General features: G+C 27.9%; 15 protein-coding genes and 1 tRNA gene. 13 read left to right on the forward strand and 3 right to left on the reverse strand.

Annotated elements, in window-relative coordinates:
- The first annotated feature begins 19 nt into the window (after nt 1-19).
- The 10 genes from dnaN (at nt 20) to smrB (ending at nt 13,485) form a co-directional block, all read left to right on the forward strand.
- On the forward strand, nt 20-1,120 hold the full coding sequence (dnaN, locus tag HACICURT3053_RS00405) for a DNA polymerase III subunit beta (RefSeq protein ID WP_157991798.1): 1,101 nt from the start codon (nt 20-22) through the stop codon (nt 1,118-1,120).
- A 90-nt stretch (nt 1,121-1,210) separates the two neighbouring features.
- The gene (gene gyrB / locus HACICURT3053_RS00410; RefSeq protein WP_157991799.1) at nt 1,211-3,619 is read left to right on the forward strand and encodes a DNA topoisomerase (ATP-hydrolyzing) subunit B; all 2,409 of its coding nucleotides are present in this window, start codon (nt 1,211-1,213) and stop codon (nt 3,617-3,619) included.
- Between the two features lie 235 nt (nt 3,620-3,854).
- Nucleotides 3,855-4,667, forward strand: a complete 813-nt coding sequence (yidA, locus tag HACICURT3053_RS00415) for a sugar-phosphatase (protein ID WP_157991800.1) — start codon at nt 3,855-3,857, stop codon at nt 4,665-4,667.
- A 686-nt stretch (nt 4,668-5,353) separates the two neighbouring features.
- Nucleotides 5,354-5,503: a 50S ribosomal protein L34 gene (gene rpmH, locus HACICURT3053_RS00420; protein WP_157991801.1), complete on the forward strand. Its 150-nt coding sequence runs from the start codon at nt 5,354-5,356 to the stop codon at nt 5,501-5,503.
- Nucleotides 5,504-5,510: 7 nt separating this feature from the next.
- Entirely contained in the window at nt 5,511-5,870 is a 360-nt protein-coding gene (gene rnpA / locus HACICURT3053_RS00425; RefSeq protein WP_157991802.1) for a ribonuclease P protein component, read from the forward strand.
- Nucleotides 5,834-6,082 carry a membrane protein insertion efficiency factor YidD gene (gene yidD / locus HACICURT3053_RS00430; RefSeq protein ID WP_157991803.1) on the forward strand — a complete coding sequence of 83 codons (249 nt, stop codon included), beginning with the start codon at nt 5,834-5,836 and terminating at the stop codon, nt 6,080-6,082. The genes rnpA and yidD overlap by 37 nt, the downstream gene beginning before the upstream one ends.
- A 12-nt stretch (nt 6,083-6,094) precedes the next feature.
- Nucleotides 6,095-7,741: a membrane protein insertase YidC gene (gene yidC, locus HACICURT3053_RS00435; RefSeq protein ID WP_157991804.1), complete on the forward strand. Its 1,647-nt coding sequence runs from the start codon at nt 6,095-6,097 to the stop codon at nt 7,739-7,741.
- A gap of 305 nt (nt 7,742-8,046) precedes the next feature.
- The gene (gene rpoH / locus HACICURT3053_RS00440; protein WP_157991805.1) at nt 8,047-8,901 is read left to right on the forward strand and encodes an RNA polymerase sigma factor RpoH; all 855 of its coding nucleotides are present in this window, start codon (nt 8,047-8,049) and stop codon (nt 8,899-8,901) included.
- A 1,044-nt stretch (nt 8,902-9,945) separates the two neighbouring features.
- On the forward strand, nt 9,946-10,908 hold the full coding sequence (gene rluC, locus HACICURT3053_RS00445; protein ID WP_157991806.1) for a 23S rRNA pseudouridine(955/2504/2580) synthase RluC: 963 nt from the start codon (nt 9,946-9,948) through the stop codon (nt 10,906-10,908).
- A 2,034-nt stretch (nt 10,909-12,942) separates the two neighbouring features.
- On the forward strand, nt 12,943-13,485 hold the full coding sequence (gene smrB, locus HACICURT3053_RS00450) for an endonuclease SmrB (RefSeq protein ID WP_157991807.1): 543 nt from the start codon (nt 12,943-12,945) through the stop codon (nt 13,483-13,485).
- A 2,267-nt stretch (nt 13,486-15,752) separates the two neighbouring features.
- Here the strand turns inward: smrB and yihA are convergent.
- A complete protein-coding gene (gene yihA / locus HACICURT3053_RS00455; RefSeq protein WP_157991808.1) occupies nt 15,753-16,397 on the reverse strand; it encodes a ribosome biogenesis GTP-binding protein YihA/YsxC in 645 nt (214 codons plus the stop codon).
- A gap of 2,598 nt (nt 16,398-18,995) precedes the next feature.
- Nucleotides 18,996-19,640: a 3,4-dihydroxy-2-butanone-4-phosphate synthase gene (gene ribB / locus HACICURT3053_RS00460; RefSeq protein WP_157991809.1), complete on the reverse strand. Its 645-nt coding sequence runs from the start codon at nt 19,638-19,640 to the stop codon at nt 18,996-18,998.
- Between the two features lie 821 nt (nt 19,641-20,461).
- On the opposite strand from ribB, the gene HACICURT3053_RS00465 reads away from it, so the two are divergent.
- From HACICURT3053_RS00465 to fmt, 3 genes are all read left to right on the forward strand, one after another.
- A tRNA-Ser gene (locus HACICURT3053_RS00465) sits at nt 20,462-20,549 on the forward strand.
- Between the two features lie 641 nt (nt 20,550-21,190).
- Entirely contained in the window at nt 21,191-21,688 is a 498-nt protein-coding gene (def, locus tag HACICURT3053_RS00470; RefSeq protein WP_157991810.1) for a peptide deformylase, read from the forward strand.
- A gap of 44 nt (nt 21,689-21,732) precedes the next feature.
- A complete protein-coding gene (gene fmt, locus HACICURT3053_RS00475; protein ID WP_157991811.1) occupies nt 21,733-22,671 on the forward strand; it encodes a methionyl-tRNA formyltransferase in 939 nt (312 codons plus the stop codon).
- A gap of 3,021 nt (nt 22,672-25,692) precedes the next feature.
- Here fmt and HACICURT3053_RS00480 read toward each other — a convergent pair.
- The gene (locus HACICURT3053_RS00480) at nt 25,693-26,796 is read right to left on the reverse strand and encodes a porin (RefSeq protein ID WP_269472363.1); all 1,104 of its coding nucleotides are present in this window, start codon (nt 26,794-26,796) and stop codon (nt 25,693-25,695) included.
- Nucleotides 26,797-26,949: the final 153 nt, after the last annotated feature.

Consider the following 26,949-nt stretch of genomic DNA (forward strand, 5'->3'; position numbering starts at 1 on the left):
GAAAATAGTTATCTTAATTATGAAATTCATTATTGAACGAGAGTTGCTACTCAAACCTTTACAACAAGTAATTAGTCCACTAGCAGCGCGCCCTGCGTTACCTATTCTTAGTAATTTATTATTAGAGGTTAAAGAAGGCAACTTAATTCTTACTGGTACTGATTTAGAAATGGAAATGATGGTGTGTCTTCCATTGAAAAGAGAGTATCATATGGGAGCGATTACTATTCCGGGTCGTAAGTTTTTTGATATTTGTCGAAACCTTCCAGAGAATGTTGAAATTACAGTTATGTTGGAAGATACAAGAATCTTGGTACAATCTGGACGTAGTCGTTTTTCTCTCTTGACTCTTCCATCCAGTTCTTTTCCAAATTTAGAAGATTGGAAGAGTGAGGTTGAATTCTCAGTGCCACAAGTTGTTATAAAACGCTTGATTGATGCAACGCAGTTTTCTATGGCACATCAAGACGTTCGTTATTATTTAAACGGTATGTTATTTGAAACTTCAGGTGAAATTTTGCGTACAGTATCTACTGATGGGCATCGATTGGCAATATGCTCTATGTCAGTAGAGAAGATATTGCCTAATTACTCAGTGATTGTTCCACGTAAAGGTGTGATAGAATTAGCTCGTCTTTTAGATGGTCGAAAAGGTCTTCTTCATGTACAAATGGGTAGAAATAATATTCGTGTACATTCTGGTAATTTTATTTTTACTTCTAAGCTAGTTGATGGTCGCTTTCCGGATTACAGGCGCGTATTGCCAAATAATCCTGATAAAATTTTGCGTGCTGATTGTAATTTACTTAAACAATCTTTGTCCAGAGTAGCAGTTCTGTCTAATGAGAAAGTTCGTGCAGTTCGGTTGTATATTAGTTTAAATAACATAAAGATTACAGCTAATAACCCTGAAGAGGAAGAAGCAGAAGAGATATTAGATGCTCTATATAGTGGTAGTGATTTTGAAATAGGTTTAAATGTTAGTTATGTTTTAGATGCTTTAAATGCTTTAAAATGTCAGAACGTGCGCATTCTTCTAACTGATTCTATTTCTAGTATTCAAATTGAAGATATGACTAGTCCATCTGCTAGCTATGTGATTATGCCAATGCGATTATAATATATTGATTGTACTATTTTATAAATACCATTTAAGGTGAAAGGGGCGAAATGGTGATTTCACCGAAAGATAAAAATGTGAGAAAATTTGATGTCGAATATTTATAATTCCTCTAGTATTAGAGTTTTAAAGGGGTTAGATGCAGTACGAAAACGCCCTGGCATGTATATTGGTGATACAGATGACGGTACTGGCCTTCATCATATGGTATTTGAGGTTGTAGATAATGCTATTGATGAAGTTCTTGCCGGCTATTGCTCAAGTATTATTGTAACTATTTATCCTGACTATTCTGTATCGGTACAAGATAATGGACGAGGTATTCCTACTGGATTGCATGAGGAAGAAGGTATTTCTGCTGCTGAAGTAATTATGACTATTCTTCATGCTGGTGGAAAATTTGATGATAATTCTTATAAAGTTTCTGGTGGTTTGCATGGTGTAGGTATTTCTGTAGTCAATGCTTTATCTAAGAAATTAGAGTTAACAATTTGGCGCGAAGGCAAGATCTATTATCAGGTTTACCTAAATGGTGCCCCGCAAGCTCCGTTAGATATTATAGGAGATTCAGAATTAACAGGAACGTGTGTCCGTTTTTGGCCCAGTCACGAAACATTTACTAATATACTGAATATTGAATACAAAATTTTAGAAAGACGATTACAAGAATTGTCATTTCTTAATTCTGGAGTGGTGATTAAATTAGAAGACCTTCGTGATGGGAAACAGAATCATTATCATTATACAGGGGGTATTCAAGCATTTGTTCAACATCTTAATCAGAATAAAACTCCAATTCATCCTAATATATTTTATTTTTCTACTAAGAAAAATAATATTGGTGTAGAAATAGCCTTGCAGTGGAATAGCGGTTTTCAGGAAAGTATTTATTGTTTTACTAATAACATTCCACAGCGTGAAGGAGGGACGCATCTTTCTGGATTTCGTACCGCTATGACTCGCACGATTAATTTGTATATGGAAAAAGAAGGATACACAAAGAAATCTAAAGTTAATACTACAGGAGATGATGCTCGAGAAGGTCTAATTGCAGTGGTATCTATTCAAGCACCAGATCCAAAATTTTCATCACAAACAAAAGATAAACTGGTTTCTTCTGAAGTAAAAGTAGTAGTTGAGCAACAAATGCATGAACTATTCTCTTCTTATCTTTTAGAGCATCCATCTGATGCTAAAATCATAGTTGGAAAAATTATTGATGCCGCACGAGCGCGTGAAGCAGCTCGGCGAGTACGTGAAATAACTCGTCGCAAGGGCATGTTAGATTTGGCTAGCTTGCCTGGTAAATTAGCGGATTGCCAAGAACGGAATCCGGCTTTATCTGAACTTTATTTAGTAGAGGGTGATTCAGCTGGAGGCTCCGCCAAGCAAGGACGTAATCGTAAGACTCAAGCTATTCTTCCATTAAAGGGTAAGATTCTTAATGTCGAAAAAGCTCGTTTCCACAAGATGTTAGCTTCTCAAGAGGTTGCAACTTTAATTACTGCTTTGGGGTGCGGGATTGGCAGGGATGAATATAACCCAGATAAGTTACGATATCATAATATTATTATTATGACTGATGCTGATATAGATGGAGCACACATTCGTACACTTTTATTGACTTTTTTTTATCGACACATGCCAGAAATTATTGAGCGTGGGCATCTTTATATAGCACAACCCCCTCTGTATAAAGTTAAGCGAGGTAAAACTGAGAAATATATTAAGGATGATGAGGAGATGGAGTGGTATCAAATGACCATGGCTCTTGATTCTGCCACTCTTTATATTGGCAGAAGAGGCGCGTCATTAAGTGGGAAAAAATTAGAAAATTTAGTCCTTGCTTTCTATCAGACACGAAGAGTGATAGAAAAATTGGAGTATGTTTATCCTTTTTCGATTCTTAATGCGCTTATTTACCATCCTGCCTTGCATAATTTAACAGAACAAGAAGTAGTGAAGAATTGGTTGGATCCTTTAGTGGAGGATCTGAATCTTCATGATCAAGATGGAAGTAAATATCAAGGTATCATATTTGAAGATCATAAATTGAATCTTTTTATACCTATTGTACGTGGACGCATACATGGTATTAATATAGATTATTTTTTAGATCAGAAATTTATTTGTAGTGATGAGTATCATAGGATTTGTTTTTTCGGCGAACAGGTTCGTGATTTACTAAACAAGGATTCATACATTAAACGTGGTGAACGTTATCAATCTGTTTCTAGTTTTGAGCAGGCTGTCAATTGGTTAGAAGCAGAATCACGTCGTGGTCTTATGGTCCAAAGATATAAGGGTTTAGGAGAAATGAATCCAGAACAATTATGGGAAACAACAATGAACCCAGAGAGTCGTAGAATGTCATTAATCACTATTAATGATGTGGTTGCAACGGATCAGATCTTCACTACTTTAATGGGTGATATAGTAGAACCACGCCGTGCGTTTATTGAAGAAAATGCTTTGAAGGTATCAAATCTTGATATTTAAGTCGAATAGGTGAACCAGGGTTTTTGGTTTACTTAGATAGTTGATTGAGTTGTAGTCTTTATGGTTAGATGGAAATATTAAGAATAAAATATATCAGAAAAGGATGTTAATTATTATAGATTGTATAAATGGTGGAGATCGGTAATGATATTGTTATTCTGAATCTGGTTTCATCAATACTGGTTATGTTTACAGTGTATAACATTCAGAAATATTATAGTATTTTGAGGATAGTATGGCGATTAGGTTAATTGCAATTGATATAGATGGTACCCTTTTAAACCAAAAACGTGAGATCACATTACGAGTACAACAGGCTGTACGCACAGTGAACCAGAGAGGAGTGGCTATAATTTTAGCTACTGGTCGTCCGTTTATTGGCATACAACGTTATCTAAAAGAGTTAGAATTAAACAGAGATGACCAGTACTGTATCACTAATAACGGTGCCTTAGTACAGAATGTAGTTAATGGAGAGTCTCTATTGGAAGTCTTATTGACTTTTGATGATTATCTTTACTGTGAATATTTATCTCGTGTCTTGAATGTTCACTTTCAAGCATTTAGTAAAAAAGAGATGTTTACATCTAATAAGGATATTAGTAAATATACTGTTCGTGAAGCCTGGATGACTGGTATCCCTCTTCGGTATTGTGATGTTAGTGACATGGATTCTAATTTAATGTTTCCTAAGTTAATGATGATTGATTCCTCAGAATGTTTAGATTCTGCAGTTGCCAGCTTACCTATAGAAGTATTTAAACAATTTAATATAATGAAAAGTGCACCTTGTTATCTTGAGATCCTAAATAAACGAGTAAATAAAGGATTTAGCTTGTCTTTTTTAGCCAAAAAGATGGGGTTGAATAGGAAAGAAGTAATGGCTATTGGTGATCAGGAAAACGATCTTGCTATGTTAGAGTATGCAGGAACTAGTGTTGCAATGGGAAATAGCATTGACGTGGTTAAAGAGGCAGCAAAATTTGTAACTAATAGTAATCAAGAAGATGGTGTGGCTAGAGCCATTGAAGAGTTTTTAGAGACTTAGAGCTGCATAAGTATTTAATATTTCTATTTGATTATATAGCTATGCTTGTTAATTTCTATCTTCTTGCTTCAGAAAGAAATTGATAATTTTTAATATTTTTCTGATAACAAATTTTTAAAGACGTGTAAGAGAACTGATGTAAAAGTGATTTTCTATTGTATAATAGAGTGATTAAATTGAAGAAAGGAATTAGAGAAGACGTTGTAGTTGGTTTTAAAATTAGTATTTTAAAAGAAATTATTTATTTTAATTAAGTTTGGTATTTTGGTAGAGATAATTCTAATGATCTTCTTAAATAGAAGAAATTAATTTAAACATTAGAGATGTATGTCATGAAGAGCTATAAGAAATATTTTATGCTTGTATCAATGTAAAATTACAGAAGATAAGATAGGTATAATATATATTATATACTATAGTTAAATGTTAAATGCGATTTTATCTAGATTTTTTAGATAAAGGAGGTTGATTGGTATTAAATATCATTCATTGTCTTATAATTTTTTATCTTAACTAATAGATGAATTAGCCATGAGGAGTAATTTACTTTATGTAATATTTTAAGTGGATTGACTCTGGGGCAGATTTTAATTAAAATATATTGAATATAGAAAGTGATATACTATTATTTTTATTTTTTTTAAGGATGTAATCTCCATTCCATATTATTTTAGGCGGAAATTAGAATGAAACGCACTTTTCAACCATCTATATTAAAAAGAAATCGTACACATGGTTTCCGTGTTCGGATGGAAAATAAAAATGGTCGTGATATTTTATCTCGTCGACGGGCTAAAGGGCGATCACGTCTTGCTATTGTGAATTCTGTGCGCTAACTATCCTATGATTCAATTTGGATTATCAAGAGAGTTAAGGTTATTAACTACTAGGCATTTTAAGTTTGTCTTTGAACATCCAAAGAGGGTAAGCACGAAATATATCACTATTCTTAGTCGCTTTAATGAGCGAAGTCACCCAAGAATTGGATTAACTATTTCTAAGAAGAATATAAAATATGCCCATGAGCGTAACCGTGTTAAGAGATTAATTAGAGATAGTTTTCGTAAAAATCAATACCAATTAGCGGATATGGATTTTATAGTTATAGCTAAAATTGGTGTCAGCAAGGTTGACAATGATGTGTTAACTGGGATCTTGGAGAGATTATGGCATCATCATTATCGTTTGCATCAAAAATACTGATTTTCTTAATACGATTATATCAGTCTATAATTAGTCCATATATTGGACCACGTTGTCGATTTGATCCAACTTGCTCTCAATATACTATTGAGGTTTTACGAAGGTTTGGAGTGATCAAGGGGAGTTGGTTAGCAATAAAGCGGATATTAAAATGTCATCCTTATAATATTGATCACAACGATTCAGTACCTCCACCAAAGCATCGATACTAGAGAATATTAATAATGTATTTTCAGCGTAATCTTTTTTTTATCGCTTTTTTATTTATATTATTTATCATTTGGCAAATATGGGAAAGCAACCATTCCTTAAAGGAATGGGAATCTAGTCCGCTATCTAGCGTTAATCAACAAGTAGATTCTCACCCAGATGAGCATATCTTTGGTATCGGGCTGGATCCGGTTATTACTATTCAAACTGATGTTCTATCATTAAAAATTAATACACGTGGAGGGGATATTAATCAGGCGGCATTACTATCTTATCCGGATAAATTAGGATCAAAATCTCCTTTTTTGCTTTTAGAATCTAGACCAGATTTCATATATCAGGCACAAAGCGGATTAATTGGTCGCAATGGACCAGATAGTCTCAGTAATGGATCTCGACCTCTCTATATTAGTGCAGGTCATTATTTTAAGATAGGTGATGATCAGGATGAGCTTCGGGTGCCGTTAACCTTTACAACAGATAATAATGTGACATACACTAAAACATTCATCTTGCATCGTGGTGATTATGCAATAAGAATTGAGTATTATATAAGTAATCCGACCGAAAACTCTTTAGAGTTATCCATGTTTGGACAAATAAAACAAAGCATCGATTTACCAAAGGATCGTGATAATACAAGCAAAAATTTTGCTTTACAGACCTTTCGAGGCGCAGCTTATTCTAGTTTACAATCAAAGTATGAGAAATATTCATTTGACAAGATTAAAGATAATAAAAATCTTAATATAACTACTATTAATGGTTGGGTATCCATGCTTCAACAATATTTTGCTGTAACTTGGATTCCACAGATTGTCGGAAATAATACTTTATATACTAGTAACCTAGGTAATGGCATAGCAGCTATTGGTTATAAATCTGGACCTGTAACTATTTATCCAGGTGGAACCAGGACTTTAGTTTCGACCTTATGGGTGGGTCCAGAAATTCAGGAAAGTATGGCAAAGACTGCTGCATATTTGGATCTGACAGTTGACTATGGTTGGTTATGGTTTATTTCACAACCACTTTTTAAACTTTTAAAGTTTATAAATAGTTTTATTCATAATTGGGGTTTTTCAATTGTTGCTATTACTTTTATTGTACGTGGTATTACGTATCCTTTGACTAAAGCTCAGTATACTTCTATGGCAAAAATGCGTATTTTGCAACCGAAAATTCAGGCAATGCGAGAACGTTGTGGTAATAATAAGCAGCGTTTAAGTCAAGAAATGATCGAGCTCTATAAAATAGAGCGAGTAAATCCGTTAGGTGGATGTTTGCCATTGTTTATTCAGATGCCTATTTTTTTAGGTCTTTATTATATGCTGATGGCTTCGGTTGAGCTTCGTCATGCGTCATTTTATTTATGGATTAAGGATTTATCTGCACAAGACCCTTATTATATACTTCCGATCTTAATGGGAATTACTATGTTCTGTATTCAGAAAATGTCACCGACTACTGTAACAGATCAGATGCAGAAAAATATTATTACTTTCATGCCGGCTATATTTACACTCTTTTTTTTATATTTTCCTTCTGGTTTGGTTTTATACTATATTGTCAGTAATTTGGTTACATTGTTACAACAACACATTATTTCTCGTGAGTTGGAGAAGCGTGGGTTACATAGTCGCGATAAAAATAAAATATAAGTATTAATTTAATATTATGTAGATAGATTCATATTTCAATTAAGGTACAAAATAAAAGATTAGTTATTCTGATACAGATAATATAGATTATTTTTTATTTTTTATTTTATAGTATAGTTATATTAATGGTTGATCTATAATGGAGATATGCTCGATATATTTAGGTAGCGTTTTCTCCAAGAGAGACTTGGTAAGAATTCTATAATATGCAGTAGAGAATACATAATTCTTTTGATTGAGAGAAAATCACAAACGCGGTATCTATCGAGTGATTTTTTATTGTATAAAATACGGAGAGGGTTTGAATGACTAAAGAAATACAAACTTTCGCTATTTCTCCTTTGGGTAACTTGGATGCATATATTAGATCAACTAATGCTTGGCCAATGCTGACAGCAGAAGAAGAAAAAGTGTTATCTGAACGATTGCATTATAATGGTGATTTGGTTTCAGCTAAAACCTTGATTTTATCTCATCTACGTTTTGTCGTTCATATAGCATGTAACTATGCTGGCTATGGTCTTCCGAAAGCAGATTTAATTCAGGAAGGCAATATTGGTCTAATGAAAGCTGTGCGTCGTTTTAATCCAGGAATGGGAGTGCGATTAGTTTCTTTTGCAGTTCACTGGATTAAAGCAGAAATTCATGAATACGTATTACGTAATTGGCGTATTGTTAAGGTTGCTACTACTAAAGCTCAACGTAAGTTGTTTTTTAACTTGCGTAAGACTAAAAAACGATTGGGCTGGTTTAATCAAGATGAAGTGGAAATGGTTGCAAGAGAATTGGGCGTAAGCAGTAAAGATGTTCGTGAAATGGAATCCCGAATGGCTGCACAAGACTTAACTTTTGATCCACGACCAGATGATGAAATAGAGACCGGATTAGTGGCTCCTATTGGTTATTTACAGGACAGGTCCTCTGATTTTGCTAATGGTATTGAGGAAGATAACTGGGGTGATTATGCCGCTGATAAACTTGGTTTAGCAATAAAGGGATTAGACAATCGGAGTCAACATATTATTTGTTCTCGATGGTTAGACGATAATAATAAAACGACTCTACAGGACTTAGCTAATCAGTATGGTGTTTCTGCTGAACGGGTTCGTCAGATTGAAAAGAATGCTATGAAAAAACTTAGAGGAGCTATTGAAACATAATATATACTTAAATATTGATTATGTAGATCAACAGTTATTATCATTTATAATGATAAATGCACAGGAAGATATTTATATAGATTATTAAGATAAATATTGAAATTTCTTTTAAAATAAGATAAAGAGTTAGAATTTTATCAGTATTATATCATATGGAATAAATAGTATTTTATTTGAACTCCTACCTATAAAGATATATAAAACTTAATTTATTGATATTTATATTGAGTTTACTATTCTGAATAGAATAGTTGTTGTTGAGTTCCAATGATATTGGATTATCTTATATAGACGAAGAGTTTAATATTAAATCAGTAGAGGTATGTGTTTTCTATAGATATAGAAATACGGTATTATTAATATATCAAGTGATGTTACTTTTATATTGAAAGAAAAATAACAAGAAACTTTAAAATTTACTTCTTGGTATAATAAAGATAGTAGAAAAGAAAAATTTTTTATTTTTTAATAGTATAAATTGAATATAAACAGATGAAAATTAGATATTTGAAAGTAAATATAATAGATTATTTGTATAAAAATAGAAAAGTAACACTTTTGATTGAAAAGATATATATGATTCTAACTAATTTTAATGTTAATAGAGATGTGATTTAATGTAGTAACTAATTAATTTTATCCTATAATTTTGTATTGATTCTAGATTAATTTTTTGAATTATCTATTATAGATAATTTATTAACGATAATACAATCACCGTTTTTATAATATTAGTTTTGTCTATAGTTTATTAATCTATCCAGGTATTGAGATAGTTGGTTTTTTTATTTGTACTATTAACGATAGTTATTATTTTATTAACAAGAAAAAAGATGTTTAAATGGTTATGTGGATTGCAAATTTTAGAGCGCAGATCTGTTGTCAAATAGATGCATAGCTTAAAAAGTTAGTTATTATTGAATGGCTCCAAATTTCTGGGATTTTTATTGTTAAAGATTTTTCATCAATATTAATTAATTTAATTCATGTTTTATTATTAATAATTAAATATGAACTAACTTAAATTATTCATAATGGTTTTATATGGTTCATAAAATTCAACCTGTATCTTTTATTACTATATCATCTGATATAGAAGGTCAACGCGTAGATAATTTTTTATTTACTCAGTTAAGATCTATGCCGAAAAGTATGATTTACCGGATTCTACGGAAGGGATTGGTCCGAGTGAATAAAAAACGTATTAGACCAAAATATAAATTAATTAATGGAGATACTATACGAGTTCCTCGAGCTTGGCTAAAAGAAGTGGGAAAAGGAGTTCTTTCAGATAAGGTAGATCACGTAAAGACGATGTTGATAGAAAATTCTATTATTTATGAAGATGAATATATTGTGATACTTAACAAACCAGCAGGTATAGCTGTGCATGGCGGGAGCGGTTTGAGCTTTAGTATTATTGAAGCGTTACGTGCATCTAGGCCAAATGAATATTTTCTTGAGCTAGTTCATCGTCTTGATCGATATACATCAGGTTTACTGTTAGTAGCAAAAAAACGTTCATCACTGCGTGATTTACATGAGCAACTTCGTGAAAAGAGGGTAAAAAAATATTATTTAGCATTAGTACAAGGTCAATGGCCTGTAGGTACTACAACGGTAAGCGCACCTCTTTCAAAACATTCTGGAAAAGGACGTCAGAACGAGGTACAAGTATGTGAAGAAGGAAAATCGTCTCAAACGTTATTTCAAGTAAAAGAATATTATTCTAAACAGGCTACCTTAATTCAAGCTCGTCCTCTTACGGGACGAATGCACCAGATTCGTGTACATACATTACATGTGGGGCATCCTATTGCTTTAGATAATCTTTATGGCAATTCTTTGTTTAACGAATATGCCAGAACGTTGGGGTTAAAACGTTTATTTTTACATGCTTCTAGTTTATGTTTTACTCATCCTAATACCAGAAAAATAATGTGTATAAACGCTCCTATTGATCAGAAATTAGAAAATTTTTTAATTACACTGCGTATGAATGCTTGAGCCTAGATGTAATCAGTTTTTTTATATAAATTTTAACTACATAAGCAAATAGTCGCAATATTATTTATATCATATGAGATATCGATAATTTTTTATTAACAAGAATATACGGATATATAATATTTTTTTTGAAAAATATACTTTTGTGCTAGATGATTTTTTAATAAAACATATAAGGAGAATTTAATGAGAATTCTTAAATCAGAAAATATGTTTAATTTTTATATATGAATGTAAGAGTTTTGTTGTTTATATAGAGAGAGGATAAGTTATATATTATTCGTATTTTATCTAAGTTTGTAAACTTAGATAAAATATTTATATTCAATGAAGTCAAAGTGATTCATGAACGCTTTAAAATTATTTTTATATTTTAGTTATTTTAATAACAGAATATAAGACTCATGATATTAGTGCATTTTATATTCATTTAAATAATTTTGGAATTAATTGTTCTATTAAGATTAATTTTTATTTATTTTTTTCATTAATTAAGGAGATATTTCTTAATATCTATAATTATTTATAGTAGATTTATATTTTTGTAAAATGATATAATAAAATTATATTTATTAAAATTAATTTTTAATAAATCTTGGTCATTAATGTATTTTTAATGAAAAGAAGTTAAGCATTGTTTACTTGTGATATTTTTTAATAAAAATAATTAGATCAGAGAATAATACGTCGTAAGTAGAAGTCAATGGGGTTAAATTGAAGTATATAAATAAGAAAACAGATCAGTTTTTTTCTTGAACTATAGAGTTTGATATTTTTTTCTAAATATTTATTATTGGATGTCACCAATAGTAATGATACATGTAATATAAAATATTTATATTAATATCAGTATTATAATCCATAGAAATAATCCGATAAGAGCGAGAAATAAAGTTTTTACTTATTTATTACGACAGATAAATAGGTTAGTAGATAGTATTGTTTATTGTTTATATATTGATATATTATGAAGAATAAAGATAGTAATATATTGAATAAGTATAAAGTTGTAATCAGGTATTTGTTATATGAATTAGATCTATTAGTTATAATTTGAACTAGATAAAGTATATAGATTGGTAGATAGTAATAAACTACTGATAAGATCTGTATACTTAAACTTAAGAGTAAACGAGATAATTTAAAGTTTTATATAAAATAAAGTATGTTCTAAATCATATCCTATATTTTTCGAGTGAATTTATTATAGTATCTATAACATAGATACTATATATTCTTACTATACTAAATAGAGAATTTAATTAAGATTATTACGAGCCTACCTGTAAAGTGAGATACTCATATTTCAATATACATAATCCTGAACACTTGTAAGTAAAAAGTATTGCTTTTCATTACCAATTAGTTTCTATTGTCTATTTATACTCTATAAATAGTCATTAGTATAATTACTATATTTTCTAGATAATTAGTTATAACTATCACTATCGTTATGATTATATTTATTCTTTTTTTCTAGCAATGAGAACTAAGTTTTGTAATCTTTAAGATGATATTTAGAATTAAATAAATAGGATTATTTTCTTAATCAGGGCACCTGGTTGGTATTTATTTTATAACAAATAATTAGCATGATTATTAACGACTATTTTCTGATCTGACTAATATATTTAGAAGTTTATATGGGTAATTATTTGTAGAAGTTCTATTATATAGAAATAGATCTAAAGTTTATGTAGGTATGTTATTTTTCGATTTTTTTTGTATTTTGCCTTTTCTATATTATAAGGACATTATATATATTTGTGTGAATGACTTGTATAAATAAAGATAAGAATTAAAATTTTTGAATAAGTATTGATTAGTGTAGTTTTTTTAACTGAATTTGTTATATTGTAAGAGAATTCATTCATTTACTATCTTTATACTGAACATTCAATATTGTTTTAAACATTCTAATATATATTGATTTATGTTAATCACTAATTTACATTGAATTCAGTTATACTGATCAATTTAGATTGATAGGGGGTGCTTCTATCTTAATTTTCTTAAAACAGAGTGATTATAGTAATGAGCCAAAACGATAAGATTGATCTTGAAGAAGAGTCTATACTGTTTCGTAGAGTGATGTATGATACGCGCCGATTTGCACAGGATACCATAGTACATAGACCTTCACGCAATAAAATTTATCAAAGAAAAGATCAAAAGAATCAGCCAGTACAAAGAGAGTCTAGTTATTATTTTTCTGATGAATTTCATCCCCTTATTTCTACTGACGGTGCGCTACGTTATATACGTAGCGATGTAGATCGTTATGAGTTGAAAAAATTATATCGTGGAGACTATATACCAGATATAGTTTTGGATCTACATGGATTAACACAAGTTGAAGCAAAGAAGGAGCTTAGCGCTTTAATTACAACGTGTAATAGGGAGAATTTTTATTGTACACATATAATACATGGTCATGGTAAAAATATTCTTAAGAAAAAGACTCCGTTGTGGTTAGCACAGCATCCGTTAGTTATGGCATTTCATCAAGCACCTAAACAGTTTGGTGGTAATGCTGCTTTATTAGTATTAATTGAAGTGATCGATTGGTATCGATAGATTGTTTTAGACTATTTTTATAGTAGTTAATATTTATATTAGATGAATATTTTTAAAATTATGGATTATTTATTTTGTTACAATTTTCTTATTAAACAAGAAGATTTTGATTCTTTTGAAGAAATTCTATGTTATTTTAATATTTATATGTACTGAAAAAGCAGTTATTTTTATTAGTTCAAACTATTTTTATGAACCAAGGGGTTAATTTATTTTTAAAATAGTTTATAGTAGAGTTATTTTAATTTTATTTATAATATTTATTTAATATATTTTAATTTAAAATTAATTTTAGTCATTTTATATTTTATGAATCACTTGATATTGATTAGTTTATTTTTTTTAATTATTTTTTATATTCCATAATATAGAAATAGATTTTTAGTGAGTGGATGTATACTAGTAGTATAGATTTTAATATATTGTAGTAAAGATTTATTTTTTTATTTTTTTTTAAAAGTCTTTAGCAATTATTATATCTATTGGCTAGTAGGATATATTAAATATTTTTAGTTTACGTTAGATTGTCAATATATTAAAATTATTATTTTTAGATAGAAGTTCTTTCTTTGTCATTATATATTCTTAAATTTTTTAGGAAAACCATGTATAAGTTAGAATATTAGTATATTTGTGTGGATTTGATTGTTTATTCTCATGAGTGATAATTAAGCTGTTTTTATGATTTCTTCATATAAAGATGTCTTTATATTTTCATAGTTAGGCGAAATTAAATTAATGATATAGATTGTCTCTTTTTGGTTTTTCTATGATGTAGAAAAGTATATAATATCATTAATGTGGAATAAATATTCTGAATTATTAAATTTTTTTTAGAGTTAGTTAATTAAAAATCATTTTTATTATTAATTATTTTGATTTTTTTAGGTAATGATAGAATATCATTCTATGTAAATATATCTTATTTAGTATATAGTTTTTAAATACTTATTTAAATATTTTCAATATTTAATTTTTCATATTAAAAATAATTTTTATGTATATAATATTATATTAATAAGAACAATAATATATTTTTAAATATTAGTAAATTTTTATATAATCAATATTATTATATTTTTATTAGTATCAGTAATATTACTTGTTTCTTAATAAACAAAAGTTAGTATTATTAGAAATAAGATGTATTACAAGATAAATGTTTATTTATGTTTTTTGGTTACAATGATTAAGAGTATCATGATCTAGTTTTTTTTATATTTTATAATAAATAAATCTGATTAGATATTAGATAATTAGTTTTAGTTGTAATAAAAAAGATGTAATAAGAGATTATAAAATTAATTTTTAATTTTCTAACAACTATATTAGAGAATTAGGATTATCTATGATTATTTTATATAATAGTTTTATTGGTTATTCATATTAACTGCAATAAATTATGAATCATGATAATTAGATGAGTAGAGCATTATTATGAATATAGATATGTAATAGTTTTTAACTATTTTGGATATTAAGATATAGATGTTCCAAGAATAGTAATTTTGTATTTATAAAAAAAATCAATATTTTTAGTTTTTTCTTAACATTAATTTTATGATTTTAGTTAAAAAATTTTACTTATAGTTGAATTATCATAGATTAGACCTAGCATCGTTGATTAGTGCAAATTATGTAACCTCAATTTAGCTAGTGATTATTTTTCATAGAATTAGATATTTAATATAAATTAAAATGCATGATTGTTTTAATCTTTTAGTAAGGTGTTATTTTCCTTATATATGTATGTAATAAAAGATGGATTATTAGTTCGGATTAGTTTTTTTGTTTAGAAATAAATATTTTTATCAAATATTATATAATTAACGTTTAGATATTGGGATTGTTATTTTTTTTATATACACATATCTATTATCTTCGATAATCATTAGAGAATGAATGATTGAGATTAGGTTCTGGGTTAAAGAAATTTTACAGGTGGTATACATGGATGTTGTTGAATTTTTATTAGTATTTAGATTTAAATTAAAGTCATTGAAATCTAATTTCAACAATAAGATTAATATTAATTTATAGAATTTTATATTGTGTAGAATTTTCTATTAACATTGTTTAATGTATTAATAGAAGAATAAGGGTTTATAAAATTTTTTTATTTTTTTAGATATTGTAATATTAGGACTATAAGGGTAAATATTTTAGTTTTTTTATAACTAAAGTTACCTCATGTTGACGATAATATCACTCTAAAAAAATAAAAGTTACTTACATTAGGAAGATAACATATCTATTAGATTAGTGCTCTAGATCAGTGTTAGAGGTATTGATCTATTATTTTGTATATGATCAGGGTTGAGATACCAGCTATCCATCTTGTTTCGTAAGATATGGATTCCTATATTTTTTTTTGAAGAAAAAAGTTCAACCTGTATAACGTCTCTAGAATTTTTAATTTCTTGACGCACTGTGATAAGTTTAGCATGGCACGCTGTAGTACTTAATTTATCTGATTTAGTAAGCAGAATAAGTGTTTGTAGTTTATTCTTTTGAGCCCATGATATAATTTTTTTATCAAGGTCTTTTAAAGGATAACGTATATCCATAAGGATTAATAGTCCTTGTAAACAGTTGCGAAATCTTAGGTATTGGGTTAGAGTATTGTTCCATTTTATTTTCATTTTTTTTGGAATTTTTGCATAACCATAACCAGGTAGATCGACCAGCCTGTATCCTTCAGTAATTTGGAATAGATTGATTAATTGTGTACAACCAGGTATTTTACTTGTTCGTGCAAGTTTTTTTTGATTTGTTAATGCATTAAGTGCACTAGATTTTCCAGAATTTGAGTAACCGATAAAAGCGATTTCTGTACCTACATCATCTGGTAAATGATGAATAGTAGGTGCACTGGTTAGAAAAGAGGTAAGGTTATAATTATAGTCAGACACAATTTTGCTTCCAGATTAATAAAATTATAAATTGTTATATTTAACAATAAAGTTTTGAAAATGAATAGTAAGTCAGATTGTTTGATTATATGATGAATCCATAGTTTTAATTTATAATTTTTGAGTTAATGAAAGATTTGGTATGAAACTTAGTGTTTATAATTTCAGTTGTGGACGTTGTTTTTAACAGAGCTAGGTTCATCAGATATGCAGTAATAAAAGAGTTCTTTGGTATTCTAAAGTTTTTAATTATTGGTTACACAAGTTAGTAAATAATCTAATATATGTAGTGATTTTAAAATGTATTATCAAGAAATAAAAAATATTCTTTGATGGGTGATCTAAGGATTATTAATTAACGTGTTGAAATCAAGTATAGCATGTTCCTTATAGGATATGCTTGTTTTTAGAAAATCTTGATCTTTTCAAATATTTATTGATTTTTATAAATTTAATATTGCATTAATTTTAGTATAAGTTCATGGATTAGTAGGATATCTATAGGTAGATATTTCTTTTTTTTAATCGCACCTAGATATATATCTAATTATATATATAATTATAGATGTCATCTATCATTCTGATGTTAGTTTTTTTATTATTTCTAATTTAATTATTTCCAGAAGGTTATTTACAGATATGATTTTTTTATTGTTATAATAAGGATTATAACTAAATCAAGTTGTTGATTTTTTTAAAACGATAACATCTATATTAGTATAAGGTGTTATAACTAGTAATTAAGTAATTACTATTTGAGATATATTTTATAGAATTAAGATAGTAATAAAATGAAGATTGTTGGCTTATTTTATCCATATGAGATCATAATATCTAGGATATTGAGATCTAACTGTATTTAGTTGATAGATTTTATATCGTTCAGTTCCTTCATTTTTTTAGTTTAATAGAATATTGATTTTATCTATTTCATTGCATACTTAAGCAAAGCTATTTAAGTTCACTATATTATTTTATAGGTAATTCTAGTAATTAGCAGAATTACTAATGACTTATAACGTTTTTTTTGATGTATTCTCAAGGTGTAGATGGATTACTTGAATAAAATTAAAGAATGTTTTGTGAAGCTGGATTGGCAGACAACTACATATTATCTTCCAGACAAGATATTAGTTAAGAAACATAGAGTCTAGAGAAAAATTATAATAATGGTATACTTATGAATTTATGATTTTTAGGAAAGTTAGATAATGATACTACGATAAAAAGATTATTTCTTTTTTATATTTATGGTAAAATGACTAGAGTTATATTAAACAATATTGAATGTTTGTCTAAAGCATAAAATGATAGAAAATGATTAAACTGATGTATTCTAGTATGCAATAAGAATATTATATCATATAATGTGATAATTAGAATCAAATTATTAATTTGATTTAAATTAGAGTAGCATGCTAAGTATAATTAAAATTTTATTTTATTTATAGTTATTGTCAGATAACTTTAAGGTTTTTGTTGTTACTTTTTGGTTATACTTAATTTTAGGGTTTTAATAAATTATAAAAGAATGATATAAAATTATTTTTAATTTAGTCATAAGATGATGTATGGTTGGTATCAATGGTTAAATTTTTGATTTTATTAAGAAATTAGTAATAAATAGTAACCAGATTAGTTAATAATTTTATAGAAAGATTTTAAATTTTTTTTAAATCTCTATTTTATATATAGAATCTAGTTAGGTCTATTTTGTTTTAGAAAAATAGAGGAAATTGTTTTAGTCTAAGAATTAATCTATTTCTTATAAAATAAGAAATTTTCTATATTACTGATGTAGAATGGATTATTTAATGATCTTTAATACTATACTAATAGTTAATTAGAGGGTAAGTGACTTCTATTTTGTATATCATATTTTTAATAAATAAGATAACTTTGATTAGTTTTTAATTTTCTATAATAAATAAAGTATATTATATAGCATCTAGTATTTTAGATTATAGAAAAAACTAATTATATATTTTATATGTTTAAGTATATATCGTTCATAGGTAATATTGTTAGAGAATTATTTGCATCATCAGATAATTGGTCGGTTTATAAAATACAAGATCAGTGCATTAGAAAATAATTTATGGATTATTTTTTTGGTTGGTTAATTTTTTAAAAAGTAGTTATGTGATATTTTCTACATTTAGTTGTATGAATTTTGATTTTTGCATTTATTCACTTATATATATTATTCTATGTCTATTATATTATTTGTTTATAATTATAATTGAAAATTTTTTCTAGATGTTTTCGTGTAGATTTTTTAGTATTCGATAGAAAATTAGAATGATTTAATATATAGCGTTTTATATAAATCATTTTTTTACATTTTAAACTGAGATCAGGCAGAATATAAAAGTTAAAGTGATAGGGATAGTTAATAAACAAATTTCATATTAAGTATAATTTAAAATTAGAATATGGATTATTTTTTTAATATATTGATTAGCGATATCTAAGGATTATTAGTCTATAGTTTATAGATAGAATTATATTAAGAGATTTTATTATAGTTTTTTAAAATAATATGTACATTTTTCTATATAAATTTACGCAAGTTAAAAATTTCAGTTATTTTCTTTATTATATTGGATCGCCACGTCGATAAGATACTAAATCTTGAATAGTCATCACCGGCATATGATGTTGATCAGCAAAGGAAATTACTTCTATAGTTCGTGCCATGGAACCGTCATCATTAGTAAGCTCACATAATACACCTGCGGGCTTGCAACCTGCTAGTGTGACTAAGTCAATAGTAGCTTCGGTGTGTCCGCAACGAGTTAAGACACCACCAGATTGAGCGCGTAAAGGAAAAACATGTCCAGGTCTATTTAGATCACTTGGTTGTGCGTTATCAGCAATAGCTGTTCGAATAGTAGTTAAACGATCGAAAGCAGATACGCCAGTAGTGACACCATATGCTGCTTCAATAGTAACGGTAAAACCAGTGCCATAAGTACTGGTATTATTTTCTACCATCATAGGAAGATCAAGTTGTTTGAGGCGTTTTTCATTAAGACATAAACAGACAATACCACTTCCATATCGGATAACCATTGCCATCTGTTCTACAGTCATTTTTTCTGCAGCAAAAACCATATCTCCTTCATTTTCACGAAGCTCATCATCTAAGACCATTACGCCGCGACCTGAGCACAGCGCTTGAATGGCTTGACGTACACGTTGTGTAGGTGTGCCAAATCTAGAAAGTAAACACTGAGTCATAGTAAAAACCTTTATGAATAGTTAGATGATCTGAATTAAGATCATTGAAGATAATTATGTAGTGAAAAATCATAGGGAATATTGAGACTCTTGGTATGACTCTTAGCAATTTTATTAGATTCTTTGTTTTTTTATTTATGTTTAAATAATAAATTTATGATTTTATAGAAAAAGATCTAGTATTCTTAATTTTTGAGAATAATTTAATGATTTATCTATTTTTTAAGTATCAATTAGTGATCATAGCTCTGAAAATGAAACAGAGCAATGGAGAAATATTATAAAAGTTTATTTACTGTGATATACAGTATTTATTAAGTATAATTCTAAGATAGTATTAGAGAGGTCAGGAAAACATTCTCTTAATAGATACTAAATTCTATATGTGCTATTGTGTTGAACTATTTTAATATAACACTTTAATCGCATGATCTGATGTGTATTGTATAGGTTTATTATGCATAATATTCTTTTGTGAAAAAACAAGATAAAAATAATAATTTAATTATAATTTTACTTCGTTAGTCCGATTGTGTACGGTTAAGAAGATTAGATTAAAATCTAGATAGATTTATGATAGTTTATTCTCGATGATTAAGTGTAGATAGTATTTTAGAATGAACTACATGGGTTATAATATGAATAGGTATTTAACATAATTCTTGAAATTAAGGGTGTTGATTTTCATAAAAGTAAATTTTAAATCAACTATATAGTTAAAATTAGGTTATAGTTTTCAATGTCAGTTCTTTATTGATTTTTTGACAATCATAAAATTTTCTTTACATGTCTTTTATTGATGTTTATAGTGAGGTTAGTTTGGAGGAGTGGCCGAGTGGCTGAAGGCACCGGTCTTGAAAACCGGAAATGGGAAACTGTTCCAGAGTTCGAATCTCTGCTCCTCCGCCACTAGATAGTAGTTTATGATTTAAAAGAATTAAATTTTACTTAATATCCTATAAGAGGAGTAAGCTGAAGTAATTATAGTTCAGATTTTTTTGAAAGACTGAAATAGGGAATAATTTTATATATTATTATCATAAATAGGAAGAATCTATTTATTTTATTGTATGTAATCATTTTTTTAACGAGAGAATAGATTATCTAGAAAATAGTGATAGTGTACAATCCATTTAATTTAGATTAATATTACTGATTTGTTTAGTTTTATCTGAAAACAAATAAAATGTTATTTTTTTATCATTATTATGGATATCGATCCGTTCATATGTTTGCAGTGCACCTATGGTAATTTATAGCAGAATTATGCATAAAACAAAATTTCTAACTTGATAGATTGAGTAAGATTAATTATGCATTTATACATAAGGCTAAATTGACATGTAGCCATTTTTATTTTTATAGATTTAACGTATATAATTATTGCAATTTTATTGATTGCATAAATTATCCTTGTTTTTTATCTGAATCTTCAATATAAAAATTTTTATCTTTTAAATAGATAAAATATTAAATAGTTTATAATTATTTTATATGGTTCCTCTTTGTAAGAGGAGGTTTGTTATTAATTTATATTGATATGGAAAATTATGTCTATTTTAAATCTATTATATTTTCCAGACGATCGACTCCGTTTTTCTGCGAAGAAGGTACTAAACGTAGATAATCATATTCATCGTATTATTGATGACATGTTTGATACCATGTATGCAAATATGGGTATTGGGCTGGCTGCAACACAAGTCAATATTCACCAGTGCATTGTTGTTATTGACATATCTGAAAACCGAAGTTCACAATTAGTGTTAATTAATCCGAAGATTTTAGAAAAGAGTTCTGAAGTAATGACAGAAGAAGGTTGTTTATCTGTTCCCGATCAAAGAGCTCAGATATTACGTTTTAATAAGGTAAAAATCAGGGCACTAGACCGTGATGGTCAAAGTTATGAATTGGAAGCAAGTAGTTTGCTAGCTATTTGCATTCAACATGAATTAGATCATCTTATAGGAAGATTGTTTATTGATTATTTATCTCCTATAAAGCGTTATCGAATTCGTCAAAGATTGGAGAAAATTTATCGCCAATAATCACATATTTAGTTTATTCGGTATTAAGGAGGGGTTGTTTTATTATGCTCAGTATCATGTTTGCTGGTACCCCTGATTTTGCTGTTCGTCATCTGTCTGCACTTCTTTCTGCTGGAAAACAAGTTGTCTGTGTTTTAACTAAGCCAGATAAAGCATTTGGTCGAGGAAAAAAGATGACTATTAATTTAGTTAAACGCTTGGCAGAGAAAAACAAAATACCTATTCTACAACTAGAATCTCTATATGGCCCGGAGGCTCAGGAATTAATTTCTGCATTTAACTTTAATATTATGATTGTTGTTGCTTATGGCCTGATATTGCCTAAAAATATTTTAGAGGTACCAAGTCTTGGCTGTATTAATGTACATGCTTCATTATTACCATTATGGCGTGGGGCTGCGCCTATTCAGCGTTCATTATGTTCTGGTGATAGAGAAACTGGGGTTACTATTATACGAATGAATGATAAATTGGATGGTGGGGATATTTTATATCAAGAAGCATGTCCCATTGAGTCTTTTGATACTACCGCTACACTGTACAATAAATTAGCTAATTTAGGGGTTACTAGTTTACTTAAAACATTAGATATGTTAGAAAGAAAAACTGATAGGGCTTGGAAACAAGATGAAACACAGGTTAGTTATGCCAACAAGCTAAGAGTAGAAGAAGCTCGTCTTAATTGGTCAGTATCTGCTACACAGTTAGAGAGATGTATCCGCGCTTTTAATCCATGGCCTGGTAGTTACTTTTTGGTTAACAACACCTTAATAAAAGTATGGAAGGCTTCTGTTTTGCCATCTGTGAGTGGTTATTTAACAGGTCAGATTATAAGAGCAGATAAACATGGTATTCAAGTTATGTCTTCTGATGGAATTCTTAACTTGGAAGAATTACAAATAGCTGGTAAAAAGATTACAAAAGTTCAGGACTTACTTAATTCTCGTTATAAATTTTTTATTCCTGGAAATGTCATTATTTAATATTAAGATAAATGTACTTGATAATCTAATATTGTTATAAGAGAATCTTTTTTTAGAAAATCGCATCGTTTTTTTTAATTTTATATTTTAAATTATTTAAAATGTTGTATAAAAATATAAAAAATAAGATTTAGATACAATTTTTGTAAGAAAATATTATTTATTAACCATTAATAAGTGATTTGACATAGATAAAGATAGCTTTATGATGTCGTAGATCATTCTTTATATGTTTATGGTTTTTGATTATTAATTGGGTTTTTATTTATTTTTAATGGAGCTCTATCTTTTTAGTTATTTTTATGAGAATTTTTTAATTACAAATAGATAATTCATTATCAGTTCATTATCTATAAATATTGTGAGATAAAAAACCAGAGTCTATGTATTAAGATTAATTTTTATTATATATTATTTATATAATTAAATATGTTTAATGGTCATTTAAAAAGCGAATATAATTTTAGAGTTGGATTGAAATTTTCTTTAGATAAGAACCAAGTTAGATTATCGAATCTATAGTGATTTACAGAAGATAATAAACTATATCTTAGATTAATAGGCATAGTAAAGTTAAATTTTAGATATGATAAATTATATCTAAAATTTAATATGTATTTGATAACAGTAGTAAATTGGTATGTTTAATACTATTAAACATAATTTAATTATTTCAGTAAATAATTTGCTGTAATAATTAGTTATTTGATCTTGTTTTTGATGGTATATAAAGAATGTCAATGAGAAATTATTGAGTTTAATCATTTATATTGGTATGGATTATTTTGAATTTAGTTCATTTATTATGACCTAGTCATAAGTTAGGTTTAAATTTTTATCTTTTAATCAATGAGAAATAAAATTTCTTAGAGAAATTGATTTATTTATAATTTAATTGAATAGAATATTGTAATATTTTGGTTTTTATGATCAACATATAGTTTTCCATAAATTTTCTCTATCAGAGTAGAATTTAATAAGAACTGAATAATGGATAGTTTTATTTTTCTATATTTTAAGCAAAATATTTGATTTTTTATCTAAAAGTAGATATAATACCATTAGGTTAATTCATATTGTATTATAGTTTTTAACATAAATTATGTTAATTCATCTGCTCTAAAGAAATATTTTAATAATTTGACCTCTAGATTAATGAGTCGATAAAAATATAAAAAACTTTTTAGTATAAATATAATTGATTAGGACTCTGGATCTTTTGGCTTAGGATCCTAAGTTATATAGATTGAATAATCACTAGAATGACTAGTAGAAAATTTAGTTTAGTTAAAAAACTAAATTTGATTACTCTAGACTAATTTAGTCATTCACATATAGAGGTCAATGACCATAAATTAAGATATAAATATAGGATCATTATTGAAATCTTTCTATAGCAGAGGCATGGCTGATAATTGTTTCTTTTGATGACTGAGATGAGATTCGAGTAAGTTTTTTTGGTGAAGTTCAAACATATGGCCTCCAGCCATATGTATTTGTGTTCTCTATTTTTATTATTTTTAGATTAAAAATATTTAGTTTTTATGGATAATATGAAATAAGTGTTTTAGATTGATATCTTATTTTTACTAATATCAATATTACTATATTAGTATACATTATATATCGATCTCTTTTTTAGAGAAGAGATACTCTGATAACTAAAATTATCATGATATATTGAAACAGAATCAACTAGAATGTTTACATATTTGTTTAATTTTATGATGTGAATTGAGTATTATTGCATAATTTATATTGATGAGTTTAGTTCTGTAAAAGTTTCTTTTTTTGATAGCTATATTAAGAGTAGTTTACAATTTATGTATCAAAAGGATACCAAGAATATTTCTTTATTGCTATTTTATATTTTAATATTTCATATTTTTCTGAGAAAAATACATATATTAGTAGTTATTATATATAATATTTATGGTAATTTTAATCATTCTCGCTCATGGTTTGATTTTGCCAAATAATTGAATTAGTTTTATTTCTCCGTTTAGGGAAATAAATCTAAGACAGAAGGTGTTATATTTCTATGATGGAGCGTTCACACTTATAACCTGGCATAATTTAAAAAGATTGAAAGTTAAAATGAATAGTCATTTTTTTAGATATAATAATAATTTTTTTTGGTAAAGAATGAAATTTGTGTCAAGATGCTTACAATCTTAGATTAAGAAACAATTAAATATTGGTATAATATTAATATTATTGGATCATCCAGTCTAGTCATGTACAGTAAATTGTGAAGATATTGAGATGAACGAAAATAGAGCGTTATTTGCCTTAGATTAAGGGATGTTTTTGCCAAAGTCGAAAAGTAGATGACGTTTCTTAAGTTGTTTTTAGTTATTATGATTGAATAATAAGAATTTAGTGCGTGTTTGAAACTAGATTTTTTAGCGAGAAGATTTTGATATAGATCATTAATCTATATTTTAGTAATTTAGGAGTTAGGATAAACTTTATTATTTGATTATTGCAAGAGAATTTATAATTTTTTTAACAGAGATCATTGTTTTATTTTTATAAATTATTTTATATTCAAGTTTTAGAGAAATAATAATATATAATATATTATTATATAATACTTTATTATAGGTAAATTCATTGTACTGTATAACTATATCTAGTTAATTAATGATGTTATTTTATCCCTAAAAGGGATTTTGATTATATTTGATACTAGATTTAATAGTTGAAAATATATTTCTGAAATATTTTCATATATATAAAATTAAGATGATTTATTTTTTTATATTTTACCTTTTGACAAGAGAAATATGTAAAATTATTATTTTTTAAAAAATTTTATATAAAATAATAAATCATCGGTATTGTGTACTCTCTTGAAGAGAGTGTAAAGGTTATTCATTTTTAGAATAACAATATAGTCAGTAATACTTTTATTTTGATACTAATCGAAAGTTATAAATTCTTCGTTGAAGACAACGGGACCTGAGTCCCGTTGAATGTGCATAGGGTCACAGTCTGACCCGTATGGTGCGATGGGTATTAGAATTGATAGATTAAACCAACGGCTACGGTATCATCAGTATTAATCTGTGCTTTATTAGTAAAGTCATTTTTATCCAATAGATTGATTTTGTAATCTACGTAGGTTAATAATTTAGAATTAAAATTATAGTAGGTAGCTAAATCAATATATTTATATAAATCTTGTTTTCCTAATTTGCTAATTTTTTTTCCGATAGATTGAAGGTAAGCTAGAGATGGACGAAGTCCGCAGTTAGACTTATATTGTGCAACTGCTTCAAACTTCTGCTCTTTGTCAACCATTCCTTCGTGTTTAGTAGACTCAGTCGTAGTTTTGATATAAGTATTATTTCGAGTTTCACCATACATTGCTGCTACATAAACATTATGTGCGTCATACTTCATTGCAGTGGCCCATGTTTCAGCAGTTTTTTTACCATTAGAAAAGTATGCTGCTTCTTGATCTTTTGTTCTATCTGCATGCGTGTAAGCCGCAGATATTGCTACTCCAACTGGAGTAGCATAAGTTATAGAACTACCTATACCACTTCCATTTTCTGTACGAATTCCATGAGAATGTGTATTATTATTATTTTTTCTTTGATACTGTAGGGCAATATCTAAACCGTCAAGTAAGCCAAAAAGATTACTGTTTCGGTAGGTGACGAGATCATTGGATCGACCAACCATCCCATTATCAGAATAAGCAGAGTTGCCACCGGATGATGGTAGGATGTTAGTCCATGATAGAGGATCGTAACCTACTCCATAGTTACGACCATAGTCAATTGTTCCATAATTAGAAAATTTTACACCAGCAAACCCAAGACGTGTTTGAGAACCTGATGTAGCGTCTGTTTCAGGAAGATTGGTTTGAATATTATATTCCCATTGTCCGTAACTTGTTAGAAAATCGTTTATTTGACTTTCTCCTTTAAACCCAAAACGAAGATAAGAGTTATCATTATCATCGTTTAGATTTTTAGAGAATTGATGACCTAAATTAATGGTACCATATAGATTGATTTTATTACCATCTTTATTATAGATTTCTTCAGCATTAGCAGCCCCTGCTGCAAGCAGGGCTGGTAGCACTACTGCAAAAATTTTGTTTTTCATAATTTTATTAACCTCATTGGAGTGATTGTCTAGATACCTGATACCTAATTCTGTCGATAATAATTTTTACACGATTTTCAGGAAGTTTAGTCCCTTATTTTTCTCTATCTATGGAGATCTTATCATTGGTATCTAGATTAATCTAGTCTGAAAATA

Source organism: Candidatus Erwinia haradaeae (genome assembly GCF_900698855.1).
GTDB classification, from domain to species: Bacteria; Pseudomonadota; Gammaproteobacteria; order Enterobacterales; family Enterobacteriaceae; genus Erwinia_E; species Erwinia_E haradaeae_F.